Annotated in this window: 30 protein-coding genes; 23 read left to right on the forward strand and 7 right to left on the reverse strand. The window is 43.3% G+C overall.

The window, feature by feature from the left end:
• The first annotated feature begins 74 nt into the window (after nt 1–74).
• The 8 genes from ON01_RS12290 to ON01_RS12315 all read left to right on the forward strand — a co-directional run bounded on the left by ON01_RS12290 (nt 75) and on the right by ON01_RS12315 (nt 5,075).
• Nucleotides 75–656: a TasA family protein gene (locus ON01_RS12290; RefSeq protein WP_010531347.1), complete on the forward strand. Its 582-nt coding sequence runs from the start codon at nt 75–77 to the stop codon at nt 654–656.
• A gap of 89 nt (nt 657–745) precedes the next feature.
• Nucleotides 746–1,009 carry a TasA family protein gene (locus ON01_RS20240; RefSeq protein ID WP_425357508.1) on the forward strand — a complete coding sequence of 88 codons (264 nt, stop codon included), beginning with the start codon at nt 746–748 and terminating at the stop codon, nt 1,007–1,009.
• Between the two features lie 42 nt (nt 1,010–1,051).
• Nucleotides 1,052–1,177 (forward strand): hypothetical protein, encoded by a 126-nt coding sequence (locus ON01_RS20085; protein ID WP_280990986.1) that lies wholly within the window; start codon nt 1,052–1,054, stop codon nt 1,175–1,177.
• Nucleotides 1,177–1,752, forward strand: coding sequence for a signal peptidase I SipW (gene sipW / locus ON01_RS12295; protein WP_010531349.1), 576 nt, complete (start codon nt 1,177–1,179; stop codon nt 1,750–1,752). The genes ON01_RS20085 and sipW overlap by 1 nt, the downstream gene beginning before the upstream one ends.
• 242 nt (nt 1,753–1,994) lie before the next feature.
• On the forward strand, nt 1,995–3,335 hold the full coding sequence (locus ON01_RS12300; protein WP_280990987.1) for a DUF2254 domain-containing protein: 1,341 nt from the start codon (nt 1,995–1,997) through the stop codon (nt 3,333–3,335).
• Nucleotides 3,336–3,514: 179 nt separating this feature from the next.
• On the forward strand, nt 3,515–4,006 hold the full coding sequence (locus ON01_RS12305; protein ID WP_010531351.1) for a DUF2975 domain-containing protein: 492 nt from the start codon (nt 3,515–3,517) through the stop codon (nt 4,004–4,006).
• Between the two features lie 10 nt (nt 4,007–4,016).
• Nucleotides 4,017–4,238, forward strand: coding sequence for a helix-turn-helix domain-containing protein (locus tag ON01_RS12310; RefSeq protein WP_010531352.1), 222 nt, complete (start codon nt 4,017–4,019; stop codon nt 4,236–4,238).
• 72 nt (nt 4,239–4,310) lie between these two features.
• Entirely contained in the window at nt 4,311–5,075 is a 765-nt protein-coding gene (locus ON01_RS12315; RefSeq protein ID WP_010531353.1) for a DUF817 domain-containing protein, read from the forward strand.
• On the opposite strand, the gene ON01_RS12320 is transcribed toward ON01_RS12315, so the two are convergent.
• Complete coding sequence (locus ON01_RS12320; protein ID WP_010531354.1) at nt 5,056–5,823, reverse strand: uracil-DNA glycosylase family protein; 768 nt, start codon at nt 5,821–5,823, stop codon at nt 5,056–5,058. The two genes, ON01_RS12315 and ON01_RS12320, sit on opposite strands and share 20 nt — an antisense overlap.
• 339 nt (nt 5,824–6,162) lie before the next feature.
• On the opposite strand from ON01_RS12320, the gene ON01_RS12325 reads away from it, so the two are divergent.
• The 4 genes from ON01_RS12325 to ON01_RS12340 all read left to right on the forward strand — a co-directional run bounded on the left by ON01_RS12325 (nt 6,163) and on the right by ON01_RS12340 (nt 9,118).
• Complete coding sequence (locus ON01_RS12325; protein WP_010531355.1) at nt 6,163–7,170, forward strand: DUF3231 family protein; 1,008 nt, start codon at nt 6,163–6,165, stop codon at nt 7,168–7,170.
• Nucleotides 7,171–7,350: 180 nt separating this feature from the next.
• Complete coding sequence (locus ON01_RS12330) at nt 7,351–7,911, forward strand: CBO0543 family protein (RefSeq protein WP_010531356.1); 561 nt, start codon at nt 7,351–7,353, stop codon at nt 7,909–7,911.
• 66 nt (nt 7,912–7,977) lie between these two features.
• Entirely contained in the window at nt 7,978–8,499 is a 522-nt protein-coding gene (locus ON01_RS12335; protein WP_010531357.1) for a CBO0543 family protein, read from the forward strand.
• A gap of 82 nt (nt 8,500–8,581) precedes the next feature.
• Entirely contained in the window at nt 8,582–9,118 is a 537-nt protein-coding gene (locus ON01_RS12340) for a hypothetical protein (protein WP_010531358.1), read from the forward strand.
• A gap of 9 nt (nt 9,119–9,127) precedes the next feature.
• Here the strand turns inward: ON01_RS12340 and ON01_RS12345 are convergent, their stop codons facing one another.
• Nucleotides 9,128–10,093: a calcium/sodium antiporter gene (locus ON01_RS12345; protein ID WP_010531359.1), complete on the reverse strand. Its 966-nt coding sequence runs from the start codon at nt 10,091–10,093 to the stop codon at nt 9,128–9,130.
• Nucleotides 10,094–10,267: 174 nt separating this feature from the next.
• On the opposite strand from ON01_RS12345, the gene ON01_RS12350 reads away from it, so the two are divergent.
• The 3 genes from ON01_RS12350 to ON01_RS12365 all read left to right on the forward strand — a co-directional run bounded on the left by ON01_RS12350 (nt 10,268) and on the right by ON01_RS12365 (nt 12,981).
• The gene (locus ON01_RS12350; protein ID WP_010531360.1) at nt 10,268–10,882 is read left to right on the forward strand and encodes an NUDIX hydrolase; all 615 of its coding nucleotides are present in this window, start codon (nt 10,268–10,270) and stop codon (nt 10,880–10,882) included.
• A 289-nt stretch (nt 10,883–11,171) separates the two neighbouring features.
• Nucleotides 11,172–12,077 carry a hydroxymethylglutaryl-CoA lyase gene (locus tag ON01_RS12355; protein ID WP_010531361.1) on the forward strand — a complete coding sequence of 302 codons (906 nt, stop codon included), beginning with the start codon at nt 11,172–11,174 and terminating at the stop codon, nt 12,075–12,077.
• Between the two features lie 316 nt (nt 12,078–12,393).
• Nucleotides 12,394–12,981 carry a helix-turn-helix domain-containing protein gene (locus ON01_RS12365; protein WP_010531363.1) on the forward strand — a complete coding sequence of 196 codons (588 nt, stop codon included), beginning with the start codon at nt 12,394–12,396 and terminating at the stop codon, nt 12,979–12,981.
• 41 nt (nt 12,982–13,022) lie between these two features.
• Here ON01_RS12365 and ON01_RS12370 read toward each other — a convergent pair whose 3' ends face one another.
• The 4 genes from ON01_RS12370 to ON01_RS12385 form a co-directional block, all read right to left on the reverse strand.
• Nucleotides 13,023–14,255 (reverse strand): dicarboxylate/amino acid:cation symporter, encoded by a 1,233-nt coding sequence (locus tag ON01_RS12370; RefSeq protein ID WP_010531364.1) that lies wholly within the window; start codon nt 14,253–14,255, stop codon nt 13,023–13,025.
• Between the two features lie 158 nt (nt 14,256–14,413).
• The gene (locus tag ON01_RS12375) at nt 14,414–15,193 is read right to left on the reverse strand and encodes a CAP domain-containing protein (RefSeq protein WP_010531365.1); all 780 of its coding nucleotides are present in this window, start codon (nt 15,191–15,193) and stop codon (nt 14,414–14,416) included.
• A gap of 78 nt (nt 15,194–15,271) precedes the next feature.
• Nucleotides 15,272–15,451: an H-type small acid-soluble spore protein gene (locus ON01_RS12380; protein WP_010531366.1), complete on the reverse strand. Its 180-nt coding sequence runs from the start codon at nt 15,449–15,451 to the stop codon at nt 15,272–15,274.
• A gap of 22 nt (nt 15,452–15,473) precedes the next feature.
• Nucleotides 15,474–15,659, reverse strand: coding sequence for an H-type small acid-soluble spore protein (locus tag ON01_RS12385; RefSeq protein WP_010531367.1), 186 nt, complete (start codon nt 15,657–15,659; stop codon nt 15,474–15,476).
• Between the two features lie 158 nt (nt 15,660–15,817).
• On the opposite strand from ON01_RS12385, the gene ON01_RS12390 reads away from it, so the two are divergent.
• Together ON01_RS12390 and ON01_RS19530 are read left to right on the forward strand one after the other, a co-directional pair.
• Entirely contained in the window at nt 15,818–17,095 is a 1,278-nt protein-coding gene (locus tag ON01_RS12390) for an MFS transporter (protein ID WP_010531368.1), read from the forward strand.
• 22 nt (nt 17,096–17,117) lie between these two features.
• Entirely contained in the window at nt 17,118–17,273 is a 156-nt protein-coding gene (locus ON01_RS19530) for a hypothetical protein (protein WP_010531369.1), read from the forward strand.
• 12 nt (nt 17,274–17,285) lie between these two features.
• Here ON01_RS19530 and ON01_RS12395 read toward each other — a convergent pair whose 3' ends face one another.
• Nucleotides 17,286–19,670: an immune inhibitor A domain-containing protein gene (locus tag ON01_RS12395; RefSeq protein ID WP_010531370.1), complete on the reverse strand. Its 2,385-nt coding sequence runs from the start codon at nt 19,668–19,670 to the stop codon at nt 17,286–17,288.
• A gap of 352 nt (nt 19,671–20,022) precedes the next feature.
• On the opposite strand from ON01_RS12395, the gene desA reads away from it, so the two are divergent.
• The 6 genes from desA to ON01_RS12420 all read left to right on the forward strand — a co-directional run bounded on the left by desA (nt 20,023) and on the right by ON01_RS12420 (nt 24,533).
• The gene (gene desA / locus ON01_RS12400) at nt 20,023–21,057 is read left to right on the forward strand and encodes a Delta(5) desaturase DesA (RefSeq protein ID WP_010531371.1); all 1,035 of its coding nucleotides are present in this window, start codon (nt 20,023–20,025) and stop codon (nt 21,055–21,057) included.
• A gap of 135 nt (nt 21,058–21,192) precedes the next feature.
• A complete protein-coding gene (locus tag ON01_RS12405) occupies nt 21,193–22,326 on the forward strand; it encodes a sensor histidine kinase (RefSeq protein WP_010531372.1) in 1,134 nt (377 codons plus the stop codon).
• Nucleotides 22,323–22,922: a response regulator transcription factor gene (locus ON01_RS12410; RefSeq protein WP_010531373.1), complete on the forward strand. Its 600-nt coding sequence runs from the start codon at nt 22,323–22,325 to the stop codon at nt 22,920–22,922. Before ON01_RS12405 ends, ON01_RS12410 begins: the two co-directional genes overlap by 4 nt.
• A 66-nt stretch (nt 22,923–22,988) precedes the next feature.
• Nucleotides 22,989–23,123: a hypothetical protein gene (locus ON01_RS20090; RefSeq protein ID WP_010531374.1), complete on the forward strand. Its 135-nt coding sequence runs from the start codon at nt 22,989–22,991 to the stop codon at nt 23,121–23,123.
• Nucleotides 23,124–23,183: 60 nt separating this feature from the next.
• Entirely contained in the window at nt 23,184–23,714 is a 531-nt protein-coding gene (locus tag ON01_RS12415; protein WP_010531375.1) for a D-glycero-alpha-D-manno-heptose-1,7-bisphosphate 7-phosphatase, read from the forward strand.
• 75 nt (nt 23,715–23,789) lie between these two features.
• Nucleotides 23,790–24,533: a hypothetical protein gene (locus tag ON01_RS12420; protein WP_010531376.1), complete on the forward strand. Its 744-nt coding sequence runs from the start codon at nt 23,790–23,792 to the stop codon at nt 24,531–24,533.
• The last annotated feature ends 28 nt before the right edge of the window (nt 24,534–24,561 follow it).

The following is a 24,561-nucleotide window of genomic DNA, read 5'->3' on the forward strand; positions in this document are numbered from 1 at the left end:
TAGGCATTATGTTTATGATCAACAGTTGCCAAACAGACTCTGGCATCTTAAAAAGTTATAGGAGGTCTATTTTAATGGGGATCAAAAAGAAACTGGGAATGGGTATTGCATCCGCAGCATTGGGAATTTCTTTGGTGAGCGGCGGCACCTTTGCGTATTTTAGCGATACGGCGGAAGCTGACAATACGTTTGCTGCAGGTACGCTGGATCTTTCGGTTGATCCGGAGGTCATTATTAATGTGGATAATTTAAGGCCTGGTGATTACGAATTCCGCACATTCTATTTGGAGAATAACGGTTCGTTGGATATATCAGAGGTTTTATTAAATACAAGTTATGAGGTAACAGATGCAGAAGGGAACAATACAGATGATTTTGGCAAACATATCCGCGTGAATTTCCTTGAGAACTATGATAAGTCGGAGGGCGACAAATATAATGATATCATTTATTCGACAACGCTGTATGAATTGCAGAACATGGCTCCGGATGCGGTCGCCAAAAATGTCCTGGGATTTGAAAATGAACCAGGCGGTTTACCAACAGGAAGCAGCGATACCATGTATGTCCAATTCGAATTTGTGGATAACGGGGAAAGTCAAAATCAATTCCAAGGTGACGAGCTAAAACTTAATTGGTCGTTCGAGGCCAGATAAACGTCTGGCTTTGACACCTGATAGAAACCACTTCATTACTTTACAGCTGCCAGAGGAGAGGCTGAAATGAGCATAAAAACAGTATCGTCCTGGCTGGGATCGGTATAAGTCTGATCACCGGTGGAACAAGCGCCTATTTTACGGATGCTGCTTCCACCGATAATACGATTACAACTGGATCATTGGATCTTGGGTTAAATAAAGAACCAATTTTTCAAGTTGAGGGTCTCATGCCTGGGGGTACACAGGAAACTCAATTTAAACTTATCAATGAAGGTAGTATGAATATAGAAAGTATTACCTTAAACACGTCCTATGACATTGTTGATAAGGGTGAACCCAACAATAGGTAAAAGGGATAGTGGAGAAGCTGGTAAATCTGCAGAAAAGGAGACGTGGAGCGGCAATGGAGAGGACTGCCCGGAGGAACCCAAAAGGAACAGTCAGTAAAAGAAAATGCTGACGCAGATAAGAGTCCAAATAAAGACAATAAGCCATTGCAAGAAGGTGAAACGTGTTGATGAAAACGATGGTGTTAAAGTGGACCAACCGGATAGTGACAGCTGTATTAATTATTTTATTAATAAGTTTAGCGGCATTGGTTATTTCCATCAAATTAGCGGGGGGAGAGCCTGAAGTATTCGGCTATCAATTGAAATCTGTCTTATCGGGATCCATGGAACCTGGTATACAGACAGGATCCCTCATTGCTGTAAAATCGGTAGATGAAGGAGAGAAATCAAATTTTCAGGAAGGCGACGTAATTACATTTGTCAGTGAAGAAGATAATTTAATCACCCACCGAATTACAGAAGTTGCAGAAACAGACAGCGGTGTGGTTTATACCACCAAAGGGGATAATAATAATGCGCCGGACTCATCCCCGGTTTTAGCTGAAGATGTCGTAGGGCTGTACACTGGATTTACCATCCCATATGCAGGTTATGTCGCTAATTTTGCCCAATCCCCAAATGGAAGCATTTTATTTATGATCATACCTGGTATTCTATTGATCGGGTACGCCTCGTTCACTATTTGGCGTACACTAAGGAAACTGGATGATAGCGTTAAAAGCAGTGAGAAAAGAGCGGAATAAAGGATGCAAAGTAAACCATGTGAAAAGAAAGTCTGATTAGCATCACTTCAAAAAGTGGTGCTTTTTTCGTTTTATACGTCCCTGTAAGGGATACATACAAACTATCAAGCGAATAAAGGGCATCCGATTCACCATGATAGTATCGCACCTTCACTTACGGAAGCACCAAAGGATGATGAATTAGAGGTGATGAAATGAAGCATCGGAATAAACTGCAAAATAAAATTAAGAAATATAGAAACATGTCTAAAAGAGAGAAATGGCACCAGATCTACTCTAACCTTTGGGGCACCCCTATTATCTATGCAGTTATGTCTCTGCTGCTTTTTGCTGTAACAGTATGGGGGGACCTGAAAATGGAATTTGGCAACATGATGCCTTCTATAATTACTGCTGAGTTTCAATTAACCAACACGATTTTAAGTACCCTGACAGGGGGGCTTTTATCCTTAACTTCTTTTACTTTTTATGGGGTTTTAACGGCGTTAACCACCTTTTCCATTCAATTCTCCCCAAGAATCCTCAAGAATTTTATGATGACAAATGGGACACAGCGAACCTTGGGGATTTTTACGGGTAGTTTCCTGTATGTATTGCTTTGTTTACTATTTCTTGACGGGGGATCAGCCACTCAATATTGCTTGATCCCTGTAACGGCAACAGTACTTGCTGCTTTATCATTAGGCGCTTTTGTTTATTTTATTAACCATATCGTTACTTGGCTTCAAGTAACGAACATGGGCGATGAAATGAAAAGGGAGTCCATCAATGCTATTGAGCATTCTTTGCTTCGAGATCTTGAGCCGTACAGAGTAGGGGATCATGATACGATAAAAGGCCAACTCCCGAAAGATCAGGGGCGTCAAATCGGCATTGATTTTTCTGGTTATTTACAAACTGTTGACTTCGTCTCATTAATTGACGAAGCTATTAAGGATGATCTTATTATTCGGTTGGAATTCAAAGTTGGAAATTTTATCTTTGACTCGACACCTTTGTTGACCTACTGGAAGAAAGATAAAGCAACAACAATCGATGAATTTAAATATAAAGAAATGTTTCATATTGGAAAAGATCAGACAGAAATTCAGGATATTGAATTCAGCATTGATAAATTTGTTGAAATTGCAGTTCGCGCTTTAGGCAATGATGATATCAAAACAGCAACAGGTTTCATTTATCAGATCGGGGACCTGCTTATAAACATTTCCCGGAAGGCAAACTTTACTCCCTATTTAACAGATAAGGATGATAAATTACGTGTTATTTTACAAAACCTCAATTTTGAGGACTATTTATATATTAGCTTCGCCTCCATTCGTCATTATGCAAGGGATAATGTAGTCATAACTGTGGAACTCCTAAAAGTCTTGGACGCCATAGCCCAAGGAGTCAATGAGCGCGATTATAAAGCCGTCTGGGAATTTGCCGTTTATACGGCTAGAGGTTTCGAATACGAGTATATGCATGACTTAGATAAAAGGAAATATTACAATGCGCTTTTAAACATTGCGGAGACAACAGGGAATAAGCAAAATTACAAAACCCTTATTGAGGAGATATCACACAGGCCAGAAAGTTAAGTGTTTGCCAATATAATGATAAATTGTTTTAATTTTAGAGCATTCCTTTGAAATAAGAATGCTCTTTATTTGTGTTCGAAATAAACAATAAAGTCATGATATAATTCGGCAATTATTTATTGTTATTCGATAAAAATTGTGTTAATATCAAATGACAATCATGAAGTGAGGTGCTTTTGATGAAAAAGGGATCAACATTCTTTTTAAAAATAGCTGTTATCTTTATTGGAATCCCGGTTCTTGCTTTGTGCATATTCTTGTTGCCTCAGATAGCGAATGAAGCTACTCTGCAAGCAGGAAGGGACTCAGAGTTGGCTTATGTGGTATTTGGCATGTTAATCATTATGTATGCTGCAACGATACCGTTTTACTTTGCACTGTACCAAGCGTTAAGACTCTTAAGTTATATTGACAAGAACCAAGCTTTCTCCCACATCTCTGTCAGAGCTCTAAAAAATATAAAAAACTGTGCAATCACAATCAGTGGCTTGTATGTGGTGGCACTGCCACTTGTCTATATTATAGCGGAGTGGGATGACGCGCCAGGACTCATATTAATCGGAATGGTCATTATTGGTGCTTCAATAGTGATCGCAGTCTTTGCTGCTGTTCTTCAGAAGCTTTTACAAGAAGCGATTGACATCAAATCGGAAAATGACTTAACGGTCTGAGGTGAATAAGATGGCAATTATAATCAATATTGATGTGATGCTGGCTAAACGGAAAATGAGTGTAACAGAACTTTCAGAGAGGGTTGGCATTACGATGGCGAATCTTTCTATATTAAAAAATGGCAAGGCGAAAGCGATTCGAGTATCAACTTTAGATGCAATTTGTAAGGCGTTAGATTGCCAACCCGGGGATATTTTGGAATACCGAAATGATGAAGATACCCAGGTCTAAGGCGAAAGGGGGCTAAGCATGAATGTAACCATTCAAGATGATTTTCAGAAAAAAACGTTGAAGGCACAATTCATGAGGGCACTGAAGCAGCTTATTCGTTTTGGTTGGGCTCAGGCCCTTTCATGTTTGTTTCCTGTCGTTATTTTCGCATCGTTGGCGGTCACACAAATTATACCGCTTCCCTTCCTCCCCCGGTATGACTGGCTACTGGTTATCTTCCTTTTGATGCAGTGGTGGATGTTGCGTTCCGGACTGGAAACACGTGATGAACTAAAAGTTATTTCATTGTTCCATTTTATTGGCCTTATGCTTGAAATCTTCAAGGTACATATGGGCTCCTGGTCTTATCCGGAGGAAGGGCATTTTAAGATTCTTGGCGTTCCTTTGTATAGCGGATTCATGTACGCAAGTGTAGCGAGTTATCTTTGTCAGGCTTGGAGGAGATTGAATCTTGAACTGGTGAAGTGGCCGCCGTTTTGGACAGTTGTACCCCTTGCAGCTGCTATATACTTTAATTTTTTCACCCACCACTACTGGATTGACATTCGTTGGTGGTTAGCCGGACTTGTGATGATCGTCTTTTGGCAATCATGGGTCACATATGAGATAGATGGGACACGTTACCGTATGCCGCTCGCGCTTTCTTTTGTGCTCATCGGATTTTTTATATGGATCGCCGAAAATATCGCAACGTTCTTTGGAGCTTGGGAATACCCAAACCAGACCGATGCGTGGAGCATCGTCCACCTGGGCAAGATGAGTTCTTGGCTCTTATTAGTGATTGTTAGCTTTCTTATCGTAGCGACGTTAAAGCAAGTTAAGGAGAAATTCCACTAGAAGGTATTCCGTCACCCCATGTTTTTACTTTTGCTTGAAGCTGTACTTTTTGTTGCCGGAACTGATTGACGCGATGCCCGTTTGCCCCGGATGGATGGGGAAATCCGGTTAAATAGGAATGATCAGGCAGTTTATGTTCCTTTGCCAGTCTTGACATTACGCGGTCCGCTGTTTTTCCAAGCGGGATGACAAGTGCAGGCGGTGTTATTTCTGCCAATTCTTTCGGGAATTCAGTGTAAGCGTAATGCTGCAATATAGGTGAACGATCGATAGATGGCTGATGTCCCGTATAGTTTTTTCCTTTTATAAACACTGGGTATTTGATAATCGATGTGGTATGCAGGAGGATCCTGTTTATCCCAAACAAGTCAGCTGAGCCTGGGATGTCGAGTACTTCTGGAATACCGCATTTATCAAGCATGTTAATAAGGTTTTTTCGCATGGAGCCAGCGAAACCGGCTGCTTGTTTGGTTTCCTTTAGGCATGCTTCCAGTGGCTTATCGGCCGCAAGACTTTTGATGAATTGCTCGTAAGCGGTCTTCATTTGATGCCATCCCGGGGTGATGCCGGCAATCACAACCTTTGCCCCGATGTTAATGTGCTCGTTATGGGGGGCGTAGTACATGCCGAGACCCCCATCTTTTTTTATTAAAAACGAATCCGCTGATAAGTCGTGCTTGGTCAACGGTTTGTCAGTGTCCAATGTTCGAATTGCCGGCAAAAATTTTTGGAGTCTTTCGTGTGACATTGATCTAACCTCCTTGTGTTACCTACATTAAACCATTTTGACGGCTATTACACCATTATAATGAATAGAGCCAAAGATGGTTTTGCCGTATGGTGCGATGACACATGTGGATTGTGACAATGGTACGTTTTCGATTTTGGAGAGCGGTGTGGAATCGTTATAATAAGCGAACTTAATAAGACTCTTTCTAAAAACAACCTCGATGAAAGGTTGTTTTTTATTTAATATAGTGCTCTTTGAAATGCTTGCAGGTTACAAACGGTCAAGCCCTTGGAACGAATAATTTAGATTTTGAGTCAAATAATAACAACAGAATGATTATTCTGGAGGAATCGAATGATGGCAAACGAATCAGCTGTTCAGTTGACTTCTGCCGAGCTATCGCAGATCTGGACATCCTACCTAAATGATACGGCATCCATATGTATCCTGAAATATTTTTTGAAAACGTGCGAGGATCCTGACGCACATAACATTTTAGAACACGCTTTAAAATTGTCCGAGGGGCACGTCGCGAAACTGACGACTATATTCAACGGGGAAGATTATCCGGTGCCTGCTGGTTTTTCGGAAAACCAGGACTTAAATATCGAAGCACCAAGGCTGTTTTCCGATCAATATTTACTCCATTTCATGTTTCAAATGTCACAAATATCACTGAATGCGTACAGTGTCGCCAAGTCATTGGCTGTCAGACCCGATATTGATGCCTATTTTGCCGAGTGTCTGCAAGAATCCAAAGAATTAGACACGATGGCAAAACAGGCTTTACTTTCAAAAGGACTTTTCGTCCGCTCGCCATTCATTCCGTACCCGGATAAAGTGGATTATGTCAAAAAACAATCCTTTCTGACTGGGTGGTTTGGGGAAAGACGGCCGCTCTTGTCATTGGAGATCGCAAATCTGTATGCCAATTTCCAGCGTAATGCGTTGGGGAGTGCGACATTGGTGGGGTTCAGCCAAATTGCACAAACCAAAAAGGTCGGGCAATTTTTTACTCGAGGCAAAAAAATCGCAGATAAACATAATGAAATATTCGGTTCTATATTACGGGAGGATGATTTGCCTGTACCGATGACATCCGATACATTTGTAACTGAATCAAAAGTTCCGCCCTTTTCCGATAAAATGATGCTGTTTATCGTGACGGCGCTCATCGGCCTGGGTGTTGGCTATTATGGAACAAGTATTTCCACGAGCCTTAGACGTGACTTAACAGTACATTATGATCGGTTTATCCACGAAATTCTGAAGTACTCGGAAGATGGTGCTAACCTGCTTATTGATCATGGGTGGATGGAAGAACCGCCCCGTGCGAGTGACAGGGACGAACTGGCCAACGATTAAAATGACATGCAATCAACGGGAATCTCGCTGTTCGATGAAAATGCAGATGTTTAAGTTTGAAAGGCTAAAGCCGCATTTCCCCATAAAAAATGCGGCTTTCTCAAAAGTGGTTCAAATTGTTTTGTGTTATTGATATTACACTAAAATATGAGGGTAAGTTAAAAGAAAAAGGGGATTTGAATGTTTAAATCGCAGCAAACAGACACCATCGACAGTTATTTTGACCGGTTCCAGCAGCTTCATGATGAATTCACACCTTATTGGATGGATCATATATTTCTGCATGGTGGCTGGTGGATCGCTGTTTTATTAACAATAGCTCCGTGGATATTCTGGCTTTTTTATCGTAAAAAAGATAGCACACACCGGCTGTTATATGCGGGATTATTTTCGATCATCATTGGAGTGAGTTTGGATTATATCGGTATAGCACTTGATTTGTGGCATTATGGCAGTAAAGTCACGCCCACGTTTCCGGCGTGGTCGCTCTACCATTTTGCTCTACTGCCGGTGACCATCATGTTTTTGATTCAGACAAAACCACACATTGCCGCGTGGAAAAAGGGGATATTTTATGGCTTGCTGACAGGATTTATCGGTGAGCCGATCTTCGTATGGGCTGGTTACTATGTGATGACTGGGTGGGAGTATGTCTATTCCATTCCTATTTATACCGTTATTTATATCGTTTGTGACTGGCTGACGAAAAGAGAGGCGTTCGAATGGCTTTCAAAGCAGTAGCCGAAATGCATAATCTCTCCGTTAGTGTAAAACATTAAAAAGAGGTTGTTTTTTTAGGAGGCAACGATGAAACAGAAATACGAAAAATTTTTTCTGGGTATTTTAACATTACTTGGTATAGCCATGATCCCCGTATGGTTTAACAAACGTCCCCGCAAAGACTGGACGATTGTCTTTTTGCTGGCCGGTTTTTTATCAGGCATGCTCGACTTATTTGTGACGGCTCTAAAGCTGATACGCTACCCCACAAAAATATTCGGGGAAAAACTGAATATTAGCTTGTTGTTTGATTATTTACTGCTTCCGAATATGGGTGTTCTCTATAACCAATTTTCGTATAAGTCGGGGTTTTGGGAGGCTCTCGCTAAATCACTTTTGTTCAGTATCCCTATGACAACCGTGGAATATCATTTGGAAAAACGGACGAATTTAGTCATCTGGGAGAAATGGAACTGGTTTTACACATTTATTTCGGTGACACTGTTTCTTTGGCTTGAACGAGGATTTATGGCGCTCATCAGAAAATACTCCAACCCGCGCTTTGCCCTGGTCAAAAAGTTGAAGAGGCAGTTGCGGCATCCTTTCTGATTGACTTACACCGGACTTCTCTTTGGAACACCACTTGACCACGTTTTTGCGCTCCAAAAAACCTCAGTGAAGAAGGTCTTGAATGAACAAAGGCGAATCATATAAATCTCCCGTGGCCGCTATGCTATGGTCATTTGCATTACCGGGGTTCGGACAAATTTATAACCGGGATTATTTGCTTGGACTGTTGCTGGTGGTCTGGGAAGTTATATTAAATTTATACTCCAATTTAAACATTGCATTGATGCACTCATTTCATGGGGACTTTGAAGTAGCGCATGATATCATTAACTATGAGTGGGGATTGTTTTACCCGTCAGTGTTTGCATTTTCATTATGGCAGGCATATAACAAGGCAAAGGCTATTACATACAGGCATGAACATGGAAAAGAACTGACGGAAGTTTATTTTACCGGTCTTTTCTTCGGTTTGACTGCCGGAATGAACATTGGGCTTACGACACATCATTTATATCAGTTGCAAGGGCTCCAATTCCTTGCGGTTCCAGTTTTTAGTGGACTGTTTTTTGGAATCATTGGCGCTGTTCTTGGTCATCTGATCGAAAAGCATTTCGTAAAACGGAAACAAAAGAGCAGCAGCCATCAGCCTGTCAACTGATGGCCCGGACTATATCATGTTTCTCAGAATCACATAAATCATATACGCCGCATACGCGATCACAAGCACAATACCTTCAGTTTTTCCGATCTGGTAGCTTGTTCTTGAGAAAATGAGTAGGATACCGGTCAATAGGATCATCAATAATGCGTCAGCAAATACCTGTCCGTCAACCGATAGCGGCGAAATGATTGATGATGTTCCCAGTACGAGCAGGATATTGAAAACGTTGCTGCCGACAATATTACCGACGGCAATTTCGCTTTCTTTTTTGACGGCTGCCGTAACAGACGTGATCAATTCCGGCAGAGAAGTACCGACCGCAACAATGGTCAGGCCCACCATGGTTTCACTCATGCCGAATGACATGGCGATTTCTTTTGCATTACTGACGACCAGTTCGCCTCCAAAAATAATCGCAGCCAGACCACCGACAGTCAAGATAATGTTCTTTGTCCATGAATTTGGTTTTGTGCCTGTGCTTTCTTCACTTACTTTCTCTTCTTTGGATGTTCGTGCGACCCCAAACAAATAGTATAAAAAGATGGCAAAGAACAACAGCAGGATAATACCGTCACTTCGTGTAATCAGATTTTCACTCATCGACTGCAAACGCATATCACTGATCATGACAAGAAAAGCCACACTTGCCACCAGGGTAAACGGGATCTGCTTGCGGATGGTCTCCCGTTTGACGGTTAGCGGATTCAAGATTGCCGTCAGTCCGACAACAAGCGTAATATTAAAGATGTTACTCCCGATCACGTTACCAATCGAAACGCCCGCACTTTCTTCAAGTGAGGCAACGATACTGACGGTTGCTTCCGGTGAGCTTGTCCCAAACGCCACAATGGTCAGTCCGATTAACAGTGGCGACACATGGAGTGCCCGGGCAATTTGGGAGGCGCCATCTACAAAGTAATCCGCACCTTTTATTAGAAGTACAAAACCGATAATCAATAAAACATACGTCACACATCTCAACCTTTCTGAAAAACAGATTGTCAGTTAGTTCAGCCTGATAGGAATACACTACTACAAATGAATGATATTCGCCAATCTTGAATAATGTGTAAGAGGAGGAGCATTTTGGTTATCCCAAGACATCTATTCTGCTATAGTATAAGTAGCAATGCCTGAGGTGATTGGATGGAATTAGACCGCATTACGGCCAGAATTAAGGGTCATATACCAGCAGTATTAGGACATCAACAATTTATGAAATCCGCTGTTCTTTTGCCCCTCGTGCAACAAGAAGACGAGCTGCATGTGCTTTTTGAGGTCCGTTCGGAGACTATGCGGCGCCAGCCGGGGGAAATCTGCTTTCCAGGCGGACGGGTTGATCCTAGGGATAAGAGTGCGCAGGATACGGCCATCAGAGAAACAACAGAAGAGCTTGGCATCAGTGAGGCGAAGATTTCGAATGTCTACCCGCTCGATTATCTGGTCACACCATTTGGCATGATTGTTTATACACATGCAGGGGTGATTAGCACGTCTGAGCAATTTGACCCGAACCCTTCCGAGGTTGAAGAGATATTTACGGCCCCACTATCTTTCTTTTTAGAAAATGAACCGGAGATTTATCATGTTAATTTACAGGTGAAGCCGGAAAAGACATTTCCGTTTGAACTGGTTCCCGGCGGTGAGAACTATAATTGGCGCACGAGCCACATAGATGAATATTTTTATATTTACGGCGAAAAGGTTATATGGGGCTTGACAGCACGGATTTTGGCCCATTTCGTTGAGATGATCCGCTGAATAGCCGATTTCAGAAAAGTGAATCGTTGGCATTCCCAAATTTGACAATTTGGGAACTTTTTTATACACTGAATTCAACAATGTTGAATATAAGGAAACTCAATTGAATAAACTAGTGGAAATAGGAAACAATGTCCAATTTTTATCACATTCATGTAAGCGAATTCATATGTAAATTTATACGTTTATTTAAGCTAAAGGCTGCCATGGGCATTGTTTGCGTATTGGATGCTCCAGCAGTGAGGCAAGGGAAAAGAGCCATTTTCAATAAACCAAGGAGGGGTTTATGATGGGACGTTGGCCGGAATTTGTACAGATAAAAGAAGTCGGGCCGCGCGACGGACTGCAGAATGAAAAGCAAAGGATATCAACGGCTGATAAAGTGCACTGGATTAATACATTGTCTGAATCAGGGGTAACGGAAATCGAATATTCTTCATTTGTCCATCCGAAATGGGTGCCTGCGTTGTCAGATGCAAATGAGGTGGGGGGAAGAATCAGACGAAACCCGAATATCCGTTATTCGGCACTGGTTCCCAACATGAAAGGCCTGGAACTTGCACTTGGAGCAGGTATTGACGGGGCTTCAGTATTCATGTCGGCAAGCGAGACGCATAACAAGAAAAATATCAACAAATCAATTGATGAGACGTATCCGGTCCTCGAGGAAGTAATCCATGGGGCAAAAGATGCGGGAAAACATGTAACAGGATATGTATCGACGGTGTTTGACTGCCCGTATGAGGGTGAGATTACCCCTGAGCAGGTGTTGCGGGTTTGTGACCGGCTGATTGAGGCCGGCGTTGACGATCTATCCCTTGGTGACACGATTGGTACGGCAGTCCCGGTTCAAGTTGATCAGCTGCTAGGCGAGGTGCTTGAACGCTTCCCAAGCGAAAAAATCATCATGCATTTTCATGATACACGCGGCATGGCAATTGCCAATATTATGCGCTCAATGGAATACGGCATCACCCGGTTTGACAGTGCAATCGGCGGACTCGGCGGCTGCCCTTACGCACCGGGAGCAGCCGGCAATGTGGCAACAAATGATGTCTTGTATCTATTGAATGGCCTCGGTATTAAGACGGGAATGGATGAACATAAACTACAGGAAGCAGCGATGTATATTCAAAGCAAACTCGGCAAGTCGCTGCCAAGCAAATCTCTGGCGTATGCTGCAAGCCAAAACTGAAAGCACAATGATGAAGAAGATAAGCCTCACCCTTTGTGATTTATTGGGGGGAGGTTTTCTTTTTTAATCAGTATATATCCGCTAAAAGGTTGATATCAGCGGAAGGGAAGAAACATCGCCAGAAGAGAAGAAATATCAACAGCAGACAGGAATCATCTGCAGAAGAAGAAAAACATCAGCAGAAGGAAGGAATTATCGCCAGGAAGAGAAAAAATCAGCAGAAGCTGAAGGATCGCATAAGATATCAGGGCATTAACAATAAAGCAGATTCCCTGTTGCCATATTTGAAAAATTAATCTATCCTGTGATAAGAAGATTGTATAGGACGAGGCGAAAGGGGCGAGTTACCATAGATCTCCAAAATATTGGCCAGAAACTAAAACAAGCCCGGCTTAAAAGCAAACATACACAGCAGCAAATAGCGGATCAATGCGGTATCTCCAAAAGCCTGTTATCGAAAATCGAAAATGGCCAGACCTCATCTGCTGTTGCGACACTATCGAAAATTTCCGAAGCATTGGGTGTGCCGCTCTCCTGGGTGCTGGATGGGCATCCCGAGACAGATCTTGTCATGCTTCCAAAAATGGAGCGGAAGATCAGTGCGGATGATGAAAATATGGGTTATTCGCTTGAATTGCTTGCCAACCGCTCACGCTTTTCACGGATTGAACCGACGATTGTTCATGTGACACCGAAAGATTACAACGTTCGGAATGAGCCGTATACACATTCACAGGATGAATTCATTTATATCGTCGAAGGGTCCATCGAACTGTATTACGACGGGGAAAAGCATTATATGGAAAAAGGGGACACCGGTTACTTCAAAGGGATTAAACCGCATTTATTTATCCCGGTGGACAATGATGGCGCCAAGGTTTTGGCGGTCTTTATTGATGAATAAAAAAATTGCCTTCCGTCAATGGAGGCAATTTTTTTAGCACGTCAGCTTGCTCGTTCCGTTTCCTGTGACTTCTCTGTCTTATTAATAATACTTGTTCCAGCGAGGTCACCGGTCACATTTAATGCTGTACAGCCCATGCCGACAAGTACATCAATGGCAGTCAATAAACCGACTGCTTCCATCGGCAGGCCAAGTTGCGCGAATACAGTAGCAATCATGATGATGCCTGCACCGGGTACACCCGCCGTACCAACTGATGCGAGTGTCCCAATCAGGACTACCTGTAATATTTCTGCAAAACTTAATGGGTCGCCGACGACGTTTGCGGCAAATACAGCTGAAACGGCAATCCGGATAGCGGCTCCGTCCATATTAGCCGTTGCGCCAAGCGGCAGGCTGAACCCGTACAAGCTTTTTCGCAGATTCAGCTCGCTCGCAGCATTGAGCGTCAGCGGCAGCGTACCGGAGCTGCTCTGAGTGACAAATGCTGTAATCATTGGTGTGCGTCCATGCCTGAAAAAGTCTTTTATATTGACTTTGAAAACTGCCATTATCAGGACGTAAAACAGTAGCTGAACAATCAGTGCAACATAGAGGACGCCTACCATGCTGCCCAGTTCCGCTAATGTATCAGCCCCCTGATTACCAACCACCTCTGCTATAATCGCAAAAATACCGATCGGAACATACTGGATGACAGCCTTCATGATCGTTAAAGTGGCTTCATTCAGGCCATCCACCAGATTATAAACTGTTTCGCCAAGTTTCTTGTTGGCTTCGGATGACCGGAGTGCTGATATGGCGATTCCGAACGCAAGCGCTGTAAAGATAATGCCAAGCAGGTTCGGTTCACTGAATGCCGTAATTATATTTTTCGGAACAATGCTTAGTAAAACACTGATGGTGCCCGGGTCTTCTGGAACTTCAAATTCTTCATTCGTATCAAGTGTCATGCCTGTACCGGGATTGAACATGCTCGCAACCGCAATTCCCACAGTGATGGCAAATGCAGATGACACGATGTAATAGATGAATACCTTTCCGCCCATGCGGCCCAGATCACCAAGCTTTGTCTGGTTCACGCCGACAATCAGTGTGAATAATATCAGTGGAACAATCAGAAATTGCAAAAGCCGCAGCAGCAAATCCCCGAATGGAGACAGAATAGCTATATCTTCCCCGAAAATCAGCCCGGCAAGAACCCCGAGAGCAAGTGCAATCGTAATTTTTAACATTAAGGATGCTTCGATATATCCTCTCCAAAGTCTCCTCATTAATATACCCCCCTCGCCAATCATTCACGGTTCCTATTCCGATCGAATTAATTGGTGTTATGTTTAGACATTATCTTGTTTAGAGGGTGCTGTCAAAAGTATTGATTCCAGTCCAATCTGTAAAAAGCCATGCTCATGTGAACATGGCTTTCATAGTGCTATTTTTCAATAAACATTTGTGACCAGTAACCGCCATCACTCGTATAACCGACGCCAATATGGGTGAAGGACTCGTCCAGGATATTTTCCCGGTGTTCTGTACTATTCATCCACGAGTCGACCACCTGTTGTGGCGACTGTTGGCCCCGTGCGATATTTTCGCCGGCTGACTCAAATGAGACATTGAATTCACGCATCATATTAAACGGTGACCCGTATGTCGGGCTTGTGTGTGAAAAGTAGTTCTTTTCCTGCATGTCCTCAGATTTTTGCCGGGCGACACCACTTAACGGTTTACTCACTTTTAAGGGGGATAGTCCTTGCCTGCTTCTTTCCCGGTTCGTCAGGGAGATCACTTTTGAGGCAAATTCATTCATGCCCTGCTGTGACTGGTTTTGCTGCTGCCCGTTAGTGTCCTGGTTTTGTTCAGGATGTGGTCGTTCCTGACCCTGCTGCAGCTGTCTGTCCTGCTCTCTTCCGGGGTCCCGGGCATTTCCGCTAAATGGATTCTGGTTTTGGTTATTGTCGTCTAAATTTTCATTTCGGTTCCGGTTGGTCTTTCCCAGATCAAGATTATTGTCGTTGTCCTTCTCAAATCTGATGTGTTGCGTGTCAGGTCCGGCTTCGTCACTGGATGAATCAGTTTGTATTGATGAAATGGGCAGCTGATTATCATCGGTTTCTGTATGGGACCGGCTGGCGTTTTCATCATTATTGCATCCCGCCAGACCGATGATGAGCAGGCCCATAAACATGAAACGTATGACAGCGTTCTTCATGTGAAGCCTCCTTTCGTTTGTGTTGCTTCATTTTCCACTTTTTGAAATGGGGTGGAAATATCCTCAACTACTGACGTGTTAAAACTTTTCGTTTAACTTTGCCAACTGTGCATCAAATTCAATCTCGGGATTGTTAAGCGCAAAAACACGAGCTGTATGCGAATCGTTCACATGCTGGATATAAACCTGGTTTCCGTTGTATGTTACATCCTTCATCTCCGGTGATTGGGCGATTTCATCAGCGCGTTGTCTGTTCAATCAAGGCACCTCCTTTGATTCGCTAAGGTCCTTCCTCAAATAAGCCATTTAGATCGACTTCCTGTTCATGGTCCATCTCATCAAGCGGGAAAACGAGTGCTGTATCGTTTTCTTCATTTATTTCTTTCAGATAAACGGGAAAACCGTGATATTTTACATTTGTCATGGTGATCGCATCAATGATTTCCTGGGCACGGTCACTCTCCATAGAAATCTCCTTTCTGATCGTTCTCAGTCATATTTTTTGTTCGGATAAAAGGAATATACGAGGCGGAAATATCCATTTTATCAGTTTGTCTCAGGTGGTAAAGTGGAGTAGAATTTATGTTGGATTGCAAAAAGACGGTTGTTCAGGGGGAATACAGCATGAGAGGAAAGTCGGGGTTTTTTCAAAAATTTTATTACGGGTGGTTTATTGTCTTTATCGGCGGTCTGGGCATCTTCTTTTCAGGTCCCGGCCAGACGTATTCGAACTCAGCATTTATCGATCAGTACATCAACGATTTTGGCTGGTCCCGGACAGAGGTTTCCAGTTTATACTCGATAGCGACCTTGATTGCCGGGCTGACGATGACGTTCGTCGGACGCTTTATTGATAAGTATGGGCAGCGGTTCATGATGGTTACGGTCGGTACGCTGTTTGCGTTTGCTTGTTTTTTTAACAGTATGGTGACGAACATGCTTATGCTGGGCATTGGCTTCTTCCTGGTGAGGCTGCTCGGTCAGGGCACGATGTCGCTTATTCCAAATACACTTGTCGCCCAATGGTTTGTTGAAAAAAGAGGCCGTGCTTTCAGTTTTATGACGATGGGCAGTTTTATCAGTGCTATGTTGTTCCCGATTATCAATACATGGCTCATTCAGACGTGGGACTGGCAAGTAGCATGGCGTTTTTGGGGCATTATGCTCTTAGTGGTTTTTGTCCCGTTTGCCCTTTTTGGAGTCCGCAATCGTCCTGAACAGATGGGCCTAGAACCGGATGGTTTTAAAAAATCAAAGGATGACGGGCCGGACACCACTAAGGGGACAGCACTTCCGGAGGCAGACGAGGACTGGACACTGAAAGAAGCGATGCGTACATGGGCTTTCTGGGGCATTTTGATTAGTGTTGGAATCCCGGCGATGATCAACACCGGAATTACGTTTCATATCATTTCAATTTTCGATACCAATAACCTGTCACCCGGAGTAGCTGCGATGGTGTTAAGTTTAATGGCCTTTGCCGGCATGCCGATGTCGCTCATTTCAGGTTTCATAACAGAAAAAATCCAAACAAATTATTTGCTGGCATCTGTGTTTGTGATTGAAATTATTTTCCTGTTAATGCTTCTCGTAACGAATAGCTTCCTGATGGCAGTTTTATTTGGTATCGTATGGGGTATCGCTAATGGCCTGGAGCGGATTGGCATGAATGTGATCTGGCCGGATTATTTTGGTCGAAAGTATGTCGGCAGCATTAATGGTGTCGGTATGACAATGGTAGTGCTCGGCTCTTCATTTGGGCCATTACCGTTTGGCGCCGGTTTTGATATTTTTCACAATTACACCCCGGTATTGCTGGTGTCGCTGGTTTTTCCAGCTGCAGGACTGATTTGTGCAATCACTGCCAGACGCCCGCAAAAAGCGAAACTAAAAGCAAAATAAGGAAATTAAGCGGTGAATTCAAATGTTAAAAAATACAGGTGAGCGTATTATTCCTGAATATATGAAAACAACTGATGAACAGCTGATTGAGCATATGGCAAGGTATTTTTTTGCATTGGAATATGTCCATGGTCGCATCAAAAAGCCGGTGCGCCCCATATGGACGCTCCGGCTATAATAATCTGTAAACTTATTTAAAAAGCAATATGTCACCAACCGTGTTGTCATCACTTTTTCCGATGACACGGAAGTTCAGGCCATATTCCGGAACATTGCGTCCGGCATCAACAAGGCCCGGGTTACTCCAGTCAGCACTGTCGTCGAACAGCGGTGTGCGCTTCGTGTAATTATCTTTCATGGTAACGTTTTGCAGATCCAAGTAATCGATAAACATCTTCTCGGTTTTCTCAAATGTGAACGCTGAGTCATGCAATTGATAGCGTGTCGCTCCGGCCGAATGGTCACTCCATTTGACGGCGCGCTGATCGGCATCGACAACGCCAAGGAATCCGTCGCCCGGATGCTGGCCTGTCCAGTTGTTGTCGTAGGATTCATCAACATACCAGACAACAAGCCCTTCCCCGTAGGTCATCAAACTGTCGCCGCGGCGGATGTTGGCAAGTCCTTCATCGACACCGTTGTGTGAGCGCCATTCGAGCAGGTAATAGTGATCTGTGTAATACGTTCCGTCATGCTTTTCAAACCCGTTCAGATTAAATTGTGTCTCACCTTCTGCACCGTCTGAGAACACTTCGTTTCCTTCCGCCGTTACGTTGACGTTATCAAAGAAGATGCCATCGAGATTGGTGGCCCAGTCAGTCATGGAACGGAACTGAATCTGGATTTTCTGACCGGCATATTCGCTAATATCAATCGATTCATGGACCCAACCGTCACTTGAACCGGTGTAACCCGGCATGTTCTCTTTAATGGCCGGGTAGCTGTCAGGTGTGATGTCACTCGTTGTACGTTCACTTGACAATGACTCCCAAGTATCGCCGCCATCAGTTGAAACTTGTACCATAGCAAAATCCCAGTTGGATTCGAGGTTATACCATGTGTCAAAGTCAAGCGTTGCGTTGGAAGCGCTGGTCAAATCCACTGTTGCCGCCATTTTGCTATCCATTTCATTGCCTTTGCCGCCATAGTAAGCTTTTTCACCAGATGCCGGTGTGGTCAAAACATTTTTCTTCTGCGGCAGGTTCACTCGGACGGCATCATTGTTGGTACCTTTCGTGACGCCCTCATCAAGCAGGACACTTGTACCGTTTTCTGTAATGTCATTCGAATGGATAGTCGTACCGCTTAGCCAGTTGCCGCCATGATTGGTCTGCAGCATCTCTTTTGCAAATGGACTCATTCCGGGCGGTTCGGTCCCTGGAACATCGCCGGCCCAGCTACCGCTCGCCATCAATGACCAGTAGGCAACGGCTTCACCTTCACCGGTGTACTGGGTGTCATATTCATCAGGGAGACCCAGATCGTGGCCATATTCATGGGCAAACACCCCGGCTGCACCGTCTTCAGGTTCAATTGTGTAATCCCAGGCACCTAACGCACCGCCAAACCGGTCACTGTTTGACTCTGCACCTGGAATAGCAACAGGCTGAGTGCCCAAGTTCCAGCGATGGGACCAGATGGCATCTCCGCCAAGTGCACCGCCGCCAGCTTCTTCACCGACACCGGCATGGATAACCATCAGATGATCAATAAGCCCGTCTGGTTCGTCATAGACACCATCACCATCATAATCATTGCGGTCCCGGACGTCATATTCACTCAAGTCAATATCCGGGTCTTCTGAAGCTTTTTCCAGCGCTTCATAAACTAATTCGCGTGGACGCGCGTCACTGCCATCAGGCGCTGGATAGTTGCCGCCATAATAAGCAGCAGGTTTCTCAGCGGTGTACCAGCCAGCAATTTGGCCGTCTACAGTGTAGCTGCCGCCTGATTGCGCTTCATAATATTGCTTCATGGAAACCAGATTTTCACCATTAGGTCCTTCATAACCATTTTCACCAAAGATCATGTTTTGGAAATGGTCATCGGTATAGTTGTCATAATACATGTCAGTTTCATCCGGCTGAATGGAATTCCGTGAATAATCCGGGAAATCGATATTCAGCACCAATACTTTATCTTCCCGGACGTCGCCGTTGTAGGTCTCTTCTTTAGCCGGATCGACATGGTTCTTTTTGGCATGTCCAAGTTTATTTCCTTTCCCGTTGGTAAGCGGGTTGTTATTCTTCTTCTCATTATTTTTCATCTTGGCGTCTTCAGTGCCAGACTGATTGATCTCCATTTTCTTGCCGCTTTCGGACTTTGACTGCAAGTATTTTTTAAGTGCTTCATTTGCTTCTGATGCAGATGCGTCCGCTGCAATGGTTCCTTTTTCCTTGAGCATCTCAATTAGCCTCTCATCATTGGCTACTCCCAAGTCTACCGGTGAGCCTAATGATGAGGGTATTTGAGTTTTTAATTCAGCATTTGCATTTCTGCCCTGTTCTGCACTTACCGGCAGCCCAAGACTAAGCGTCAGCGCTGCTGCAGCAGATAATATAAAACCTTTCTTCATTAACGTAAACCCCCTCCTGAATTATGTAACAGAATGTTAATTTTCTGAATTTAAATCTATTAAAAAGCACACTCCTTCCATAAAAATTTATAGAATATTTTTTATGATATAATGATGCGTTAAGATTGTAAATATTTTGGATGGAATATGACAAAAAACATGATAATAGACCTAGTACTAATACAGGAAATTAGACCTTGAAACAAAAGAAGGTTTCTAAGGAAGTTACCCCAATCTAATTATATGACATTTGTCATACCCACAACTTGACGTTTATGACTTCTATAACGTGCATGTTTTCACTAACATATAGAACAGGATGACAATACATATCCTTATTTAGGAGGCAGTTATGAGTATACAAAAACAAACCAATTTAAAAAAACGCGTCGCAGCTTTCGCTAAGCCGGATAAGAAAGCAAGTATCCTCCAGCTTATTAATACTATCCTGCCATTTCTCTTGATCTGGTTTCTTGCCTACCAAAGTTTGTCTGTTTCGATCTGGCTAACACTTGCACTTGGAGTTGTGGCGTCAGGATTTGTCGTTCGCATCTTTATTATTTTCCATGATTGTACACATGGTTCCTTCTTCAAAAATCCCAAGGCGAACCGGATTGTTGGTACGGTTACGGGAGTCATGACACTGTTTGCTTTTGAAAAATGGAAGCGAAGTCACGCGATTCATCATGCGACTAGCAGTAATCTGGACAAACGTGGTACCGGTGATGTATGGGTGATGACGGTTGATGAATATGCTGATGCTTCTTTTTGGGGCAGGCTGGTATACCGTCTTTACCGGAACCCAATAGTCATGTTCGGGTTAGGTCCGTTTTATCTTTTTCTCATATCGAATCGTTTTAACCGAAAAGGGGCAAAACGGAAGGAAAGGTTAAACACGTATGTCATTAATGCTTCTGTTGCAGCAATCTATGGTCTGTTAATATGGGCAATCGGCTGGCAAGCTTTTCTCATTATCCAAATGCCCATTATCTTTATAGCGGGTTCCCTGGGGATCTGGTTGTTTTATGTCCAGCATCAGTTCGAGGATTCTTATTTTGAAAATGAGGATGAATGGGATTTTGTAAAAGCCGCAGTGGATGGTAGTTCCTATTACAAGCTGCCGAAGATTATGCAATGGATGACGGGCAGTATCGGCTTTCATCATGTGCATCATTTAAGTCCAAGAGTACCGAACTATCATTTGGAAAAGGCGCATGAATCCACGCCGCCTTTAAAGAAGGCAACGACAATAACATTAGCCTCCAGCTTAAAATCGATTCGCTTCCGGCTGTATGATGAAGCAAGCAAGTCATTTGTAAGCTTTAAAGAGGTTAAAGGACTTCTGCGTAAAAGGAAACAGGTAAACTCACGTTTGCAGGAAAATTAAATTTATCCCGCATATAGCTGGCAGTAAGACCCGCACTGATTGAAGCTCCACTTTATGATTGAAAGGCCCTCTATGATTGTATAGAAGGGTCCTATTTTTTGTTATACTTAATGAAGCTGAAAGGAGGGAGATTGTATGGAGAAATGGTATCATATCATTCCGAAAAATACGGGGCTTAGTATTTATGCGTGGATTATATTTTGTGTTCTCCCATTTTATTTTATATTTCGGACATCCGGCACCTGGGAAATTATTTTCGGTATTTTTATGATTTTCCTGTTTTTTACCGCCTACAGGGTATCTTTCCTTTCAGAAGGCTGGACGGTTTATTTGTCGGTCGGTATTGAAATGGTCATAAGCATTGTGATGACAATATTATTAGGTTATGTATACTTCGCCTTGTTTTTGGCGTTTTACATTGGCAATTTACAGCATAAAGTAAGGTTTATAACGCTTTATGTCGTCCACATTGTTACGACTGTTGCCGCTGTTACAGCAGGCTTTTTTACCCAAAACGAAATCTTTCTGTCGCAGCTTCCGTTTATTATCTTTAGTGTCGTCGGTGTGATTCTTTTGCCCATAACTCTCTATCACCGCAACAAGCGTGAAAGACTGGAAGACGAATTGAGAGATGCCAATCGGAGGCTTTCCCAGATGGCAGTCCTGGAAGAACGCCAGCGCATTGCCCGTGATTTGCATGACACCTTAGGGCAGAAACTGTCCTTAATTGGGCTAAAAAGTGATTTATCAGGCAAGTTAGTCGACGTAAAACCTGATAAAGCCAAAAGTGAAATTGATGATATCCACCAAACGGCACGAACAGCATTGAAGGAAGTCCGTGAGATGGTGTCCGATATGAAGGGCACCAAGTTAAAAGATGAAATAAATCGTATTCAGCAAGTTCTTAAAGCCGCAAACATTAAATTTTATCTCAAGGGCAACACACAGCTCAAAAATATCTCATTATTAGTGGAAAATGTTCTAAGTATGTGTTTAAAGGAAGCTGTCACAAATGTCGTCAAGCATAGTCAAGCTGATTCTTGCCATGTTATGATTACCCAAACACTGGAGGAAGTGCATATTCGTGTACAAGATAATGGTCTTGGTATGACGGGTATTAAGGATTATACGGAAAATGGACTTCAGGGGATGAAGGAGCGGCTGGAATTTGTTAATGGCAGCCTGGCTATTGCCTCGGAGAACGGTACATCACTTATAATTCGGGTTCCAAGCGTATCGCATCGAACTGAACAGGAGGGCTTATCGTGATAAGCATTGTCATTGCTGAGGATCAAAGTATGCTGCTTGGTGCACTGGGGTCATTGCTCGATTTGGAAGAAGATATGGAGGTTGCCGGTAAAGCCAGGAATGGGGAAGAGGCCCTCTCGCTAGTAAAGCGGCATGAGCCCGATATTTGCATCATGGATATTGAAATGCCATTGAAAAGCGGACTTGATGCAGCGGAAGAATTAAAGGATCACCCATGCAAAGTAATTGTTTTAACAACGTTTGCCCGTACAGGCTATTTTGCACGCGCACGACAAGCCGGGGTAAGCGGTTATCTGTTGAAAGACAGTCCGAGCGAAGAATTGGCAAACTCAATCCGAACGATTATGGATGGCAGGCGGATATATGCACCTGAGTTGATTGATATGGTATACGACGACGAAAATCCGTTGACTGAAAGAGAGGGACAGGTCATAAAATTGATTGCTGACGGTAAAAGTACAAAGGAAATAGCGAGCCAGCTTTATTTGACCAATGGGACAGTCCGTAATTACGTTTCGGTCATCCTCGATAAACTTGAAGTGACGAACCGTATTGAGGCTATTTCAAAAGTTAAGGAAAAAGGCTGGATTAAGTAGCCATCTTATATTCTGCATAATTACTCCCCCTTATTCAAAGCCTAAAATGGGAAAGGGGTGCAGAAGATGCCGAATAAGAACAATCAATTCAAGGAAAATAAAAACCATGGTGAATACCGTAATGGCCGTAAAAGCCAATATAAAAACAGCAGTGTACATGGCAAGCAATTGAATGAGTATGTCAGCAACAAAGACGACTGATTTTTAAGAATAGGCGGTGTGATATGAAATCACACTGCTTTTTTGGTAAGGAGTGGCAACATGAACCCAGGGATGTTTCTTGACCGAGACGGCGTGGTTAATGAAGTGCTCAGCGCTCGGGTGAAATTTGTGAACAAGCCCAGCGATTTTTACCTCCTAGATGGTGCCGGGGAAGCGATTAGGCTATTCAATGACATGGCATTTAAGGTTTTTATCGTAACCAATCAGGGCGGCATTGGGCTCGGTTATATGCAGGAAGATGCATTGAGCGCCATACATAACAAAATGGAAGCGGATCTGGCAGAATTTGGTGCAGTGATTAACGATATTGCCTGCTGCCCGCACAAACCGCATGCCAATTGCTCCTGCCGCAAACCGAAGCCGCAGATGATTCTGGACCTTGCAAAGAAATATAAGATTGACTTAGCCGAAAGCTGGATGGCAGGAGATAGGGGACCGGATATTGAAGCGGGTAAACGGGCAGGCACGAAAACGGTTCTTATTAGTGCCAGGGAAAAATCAGCTGCTGATGCAGACAGTTCCTTCCCGGATCTTTTGTCATTTGCGGAATGGCTAAAAGGCCACCGTTGATTTTTCATGGATTTATTGTTTCGGGTAATACTAAAACCCGATGCAAAAAAACATTAACGAAAGGATGGATCTGTTATGAAAAGCTTGATATCTCTGATGGCCGTGGCCCTGATGCTTTTTACAAGCGTGCCGTCCGTATCTGCTTTTTACAAAGGATTTGCCGAGGATTTACATGAACAGCAGGCCGAGAAAGAGGAAAATAAAGACACATATCACCAAATTTTTCTGACGCTTGAAGCAAAGGACCTTGGGATTGAAACAGAAGGTAAAGATAATGAACAATTAGCCAAAGAGGTTGCTGAAGCAAAAATAATAAAAAGTGCAAAGGAAAAGGATATTGAGACAGAAGATAAAGATATTAAGGAACTCGCCAAGGAGGTCCATCATGCTGAAGTGAAAGAAAAAGCTGGAGAAATGGGCATCAAACAAAAAGGCAAGGATCCCCAGATGCTCGCTGAGGAAGTTTATGAAGCGATTCTGAAGCAAAAGGCGGATGAACTGGGTGTTGATAAAGAAGGGAAGAAACCTGAGGACCTGAAGAAAGCCGTTATAGAGGCTTCCATTAAGAACGAAGCGGAGAGATTTGGCATCGAAACCGAGGGCCAAGATTTCAAGGAACTGCAAAAAGCCATTCACGAACAGAAAACTTTTCAGACAGCCAAGGCTCTCGGCATCGGAGGCAAGGATAAGAATGCAGACAAACTATTCGATGAAATTATGACACAGCATGCCGAAAAGGCAAAAGAACAGAAACTGTACCCGTTTGAAAAACAGGAAGGTGAATTTTTTAAAGGGCACCATCACCTGCATAAAAAGTAAACCTTATGCCTGACACTTTCGGTTATAA

It is taken from the genome of Lentibacillus jeotgali (assembly GCF_000224785.1).
GTDB classification, from domain to species: Bacteria; Bacillota; Bacilli; order Bacillales; family Amphibacillaceae; genus Lentibacillus; species Lentibacillus jeotgali.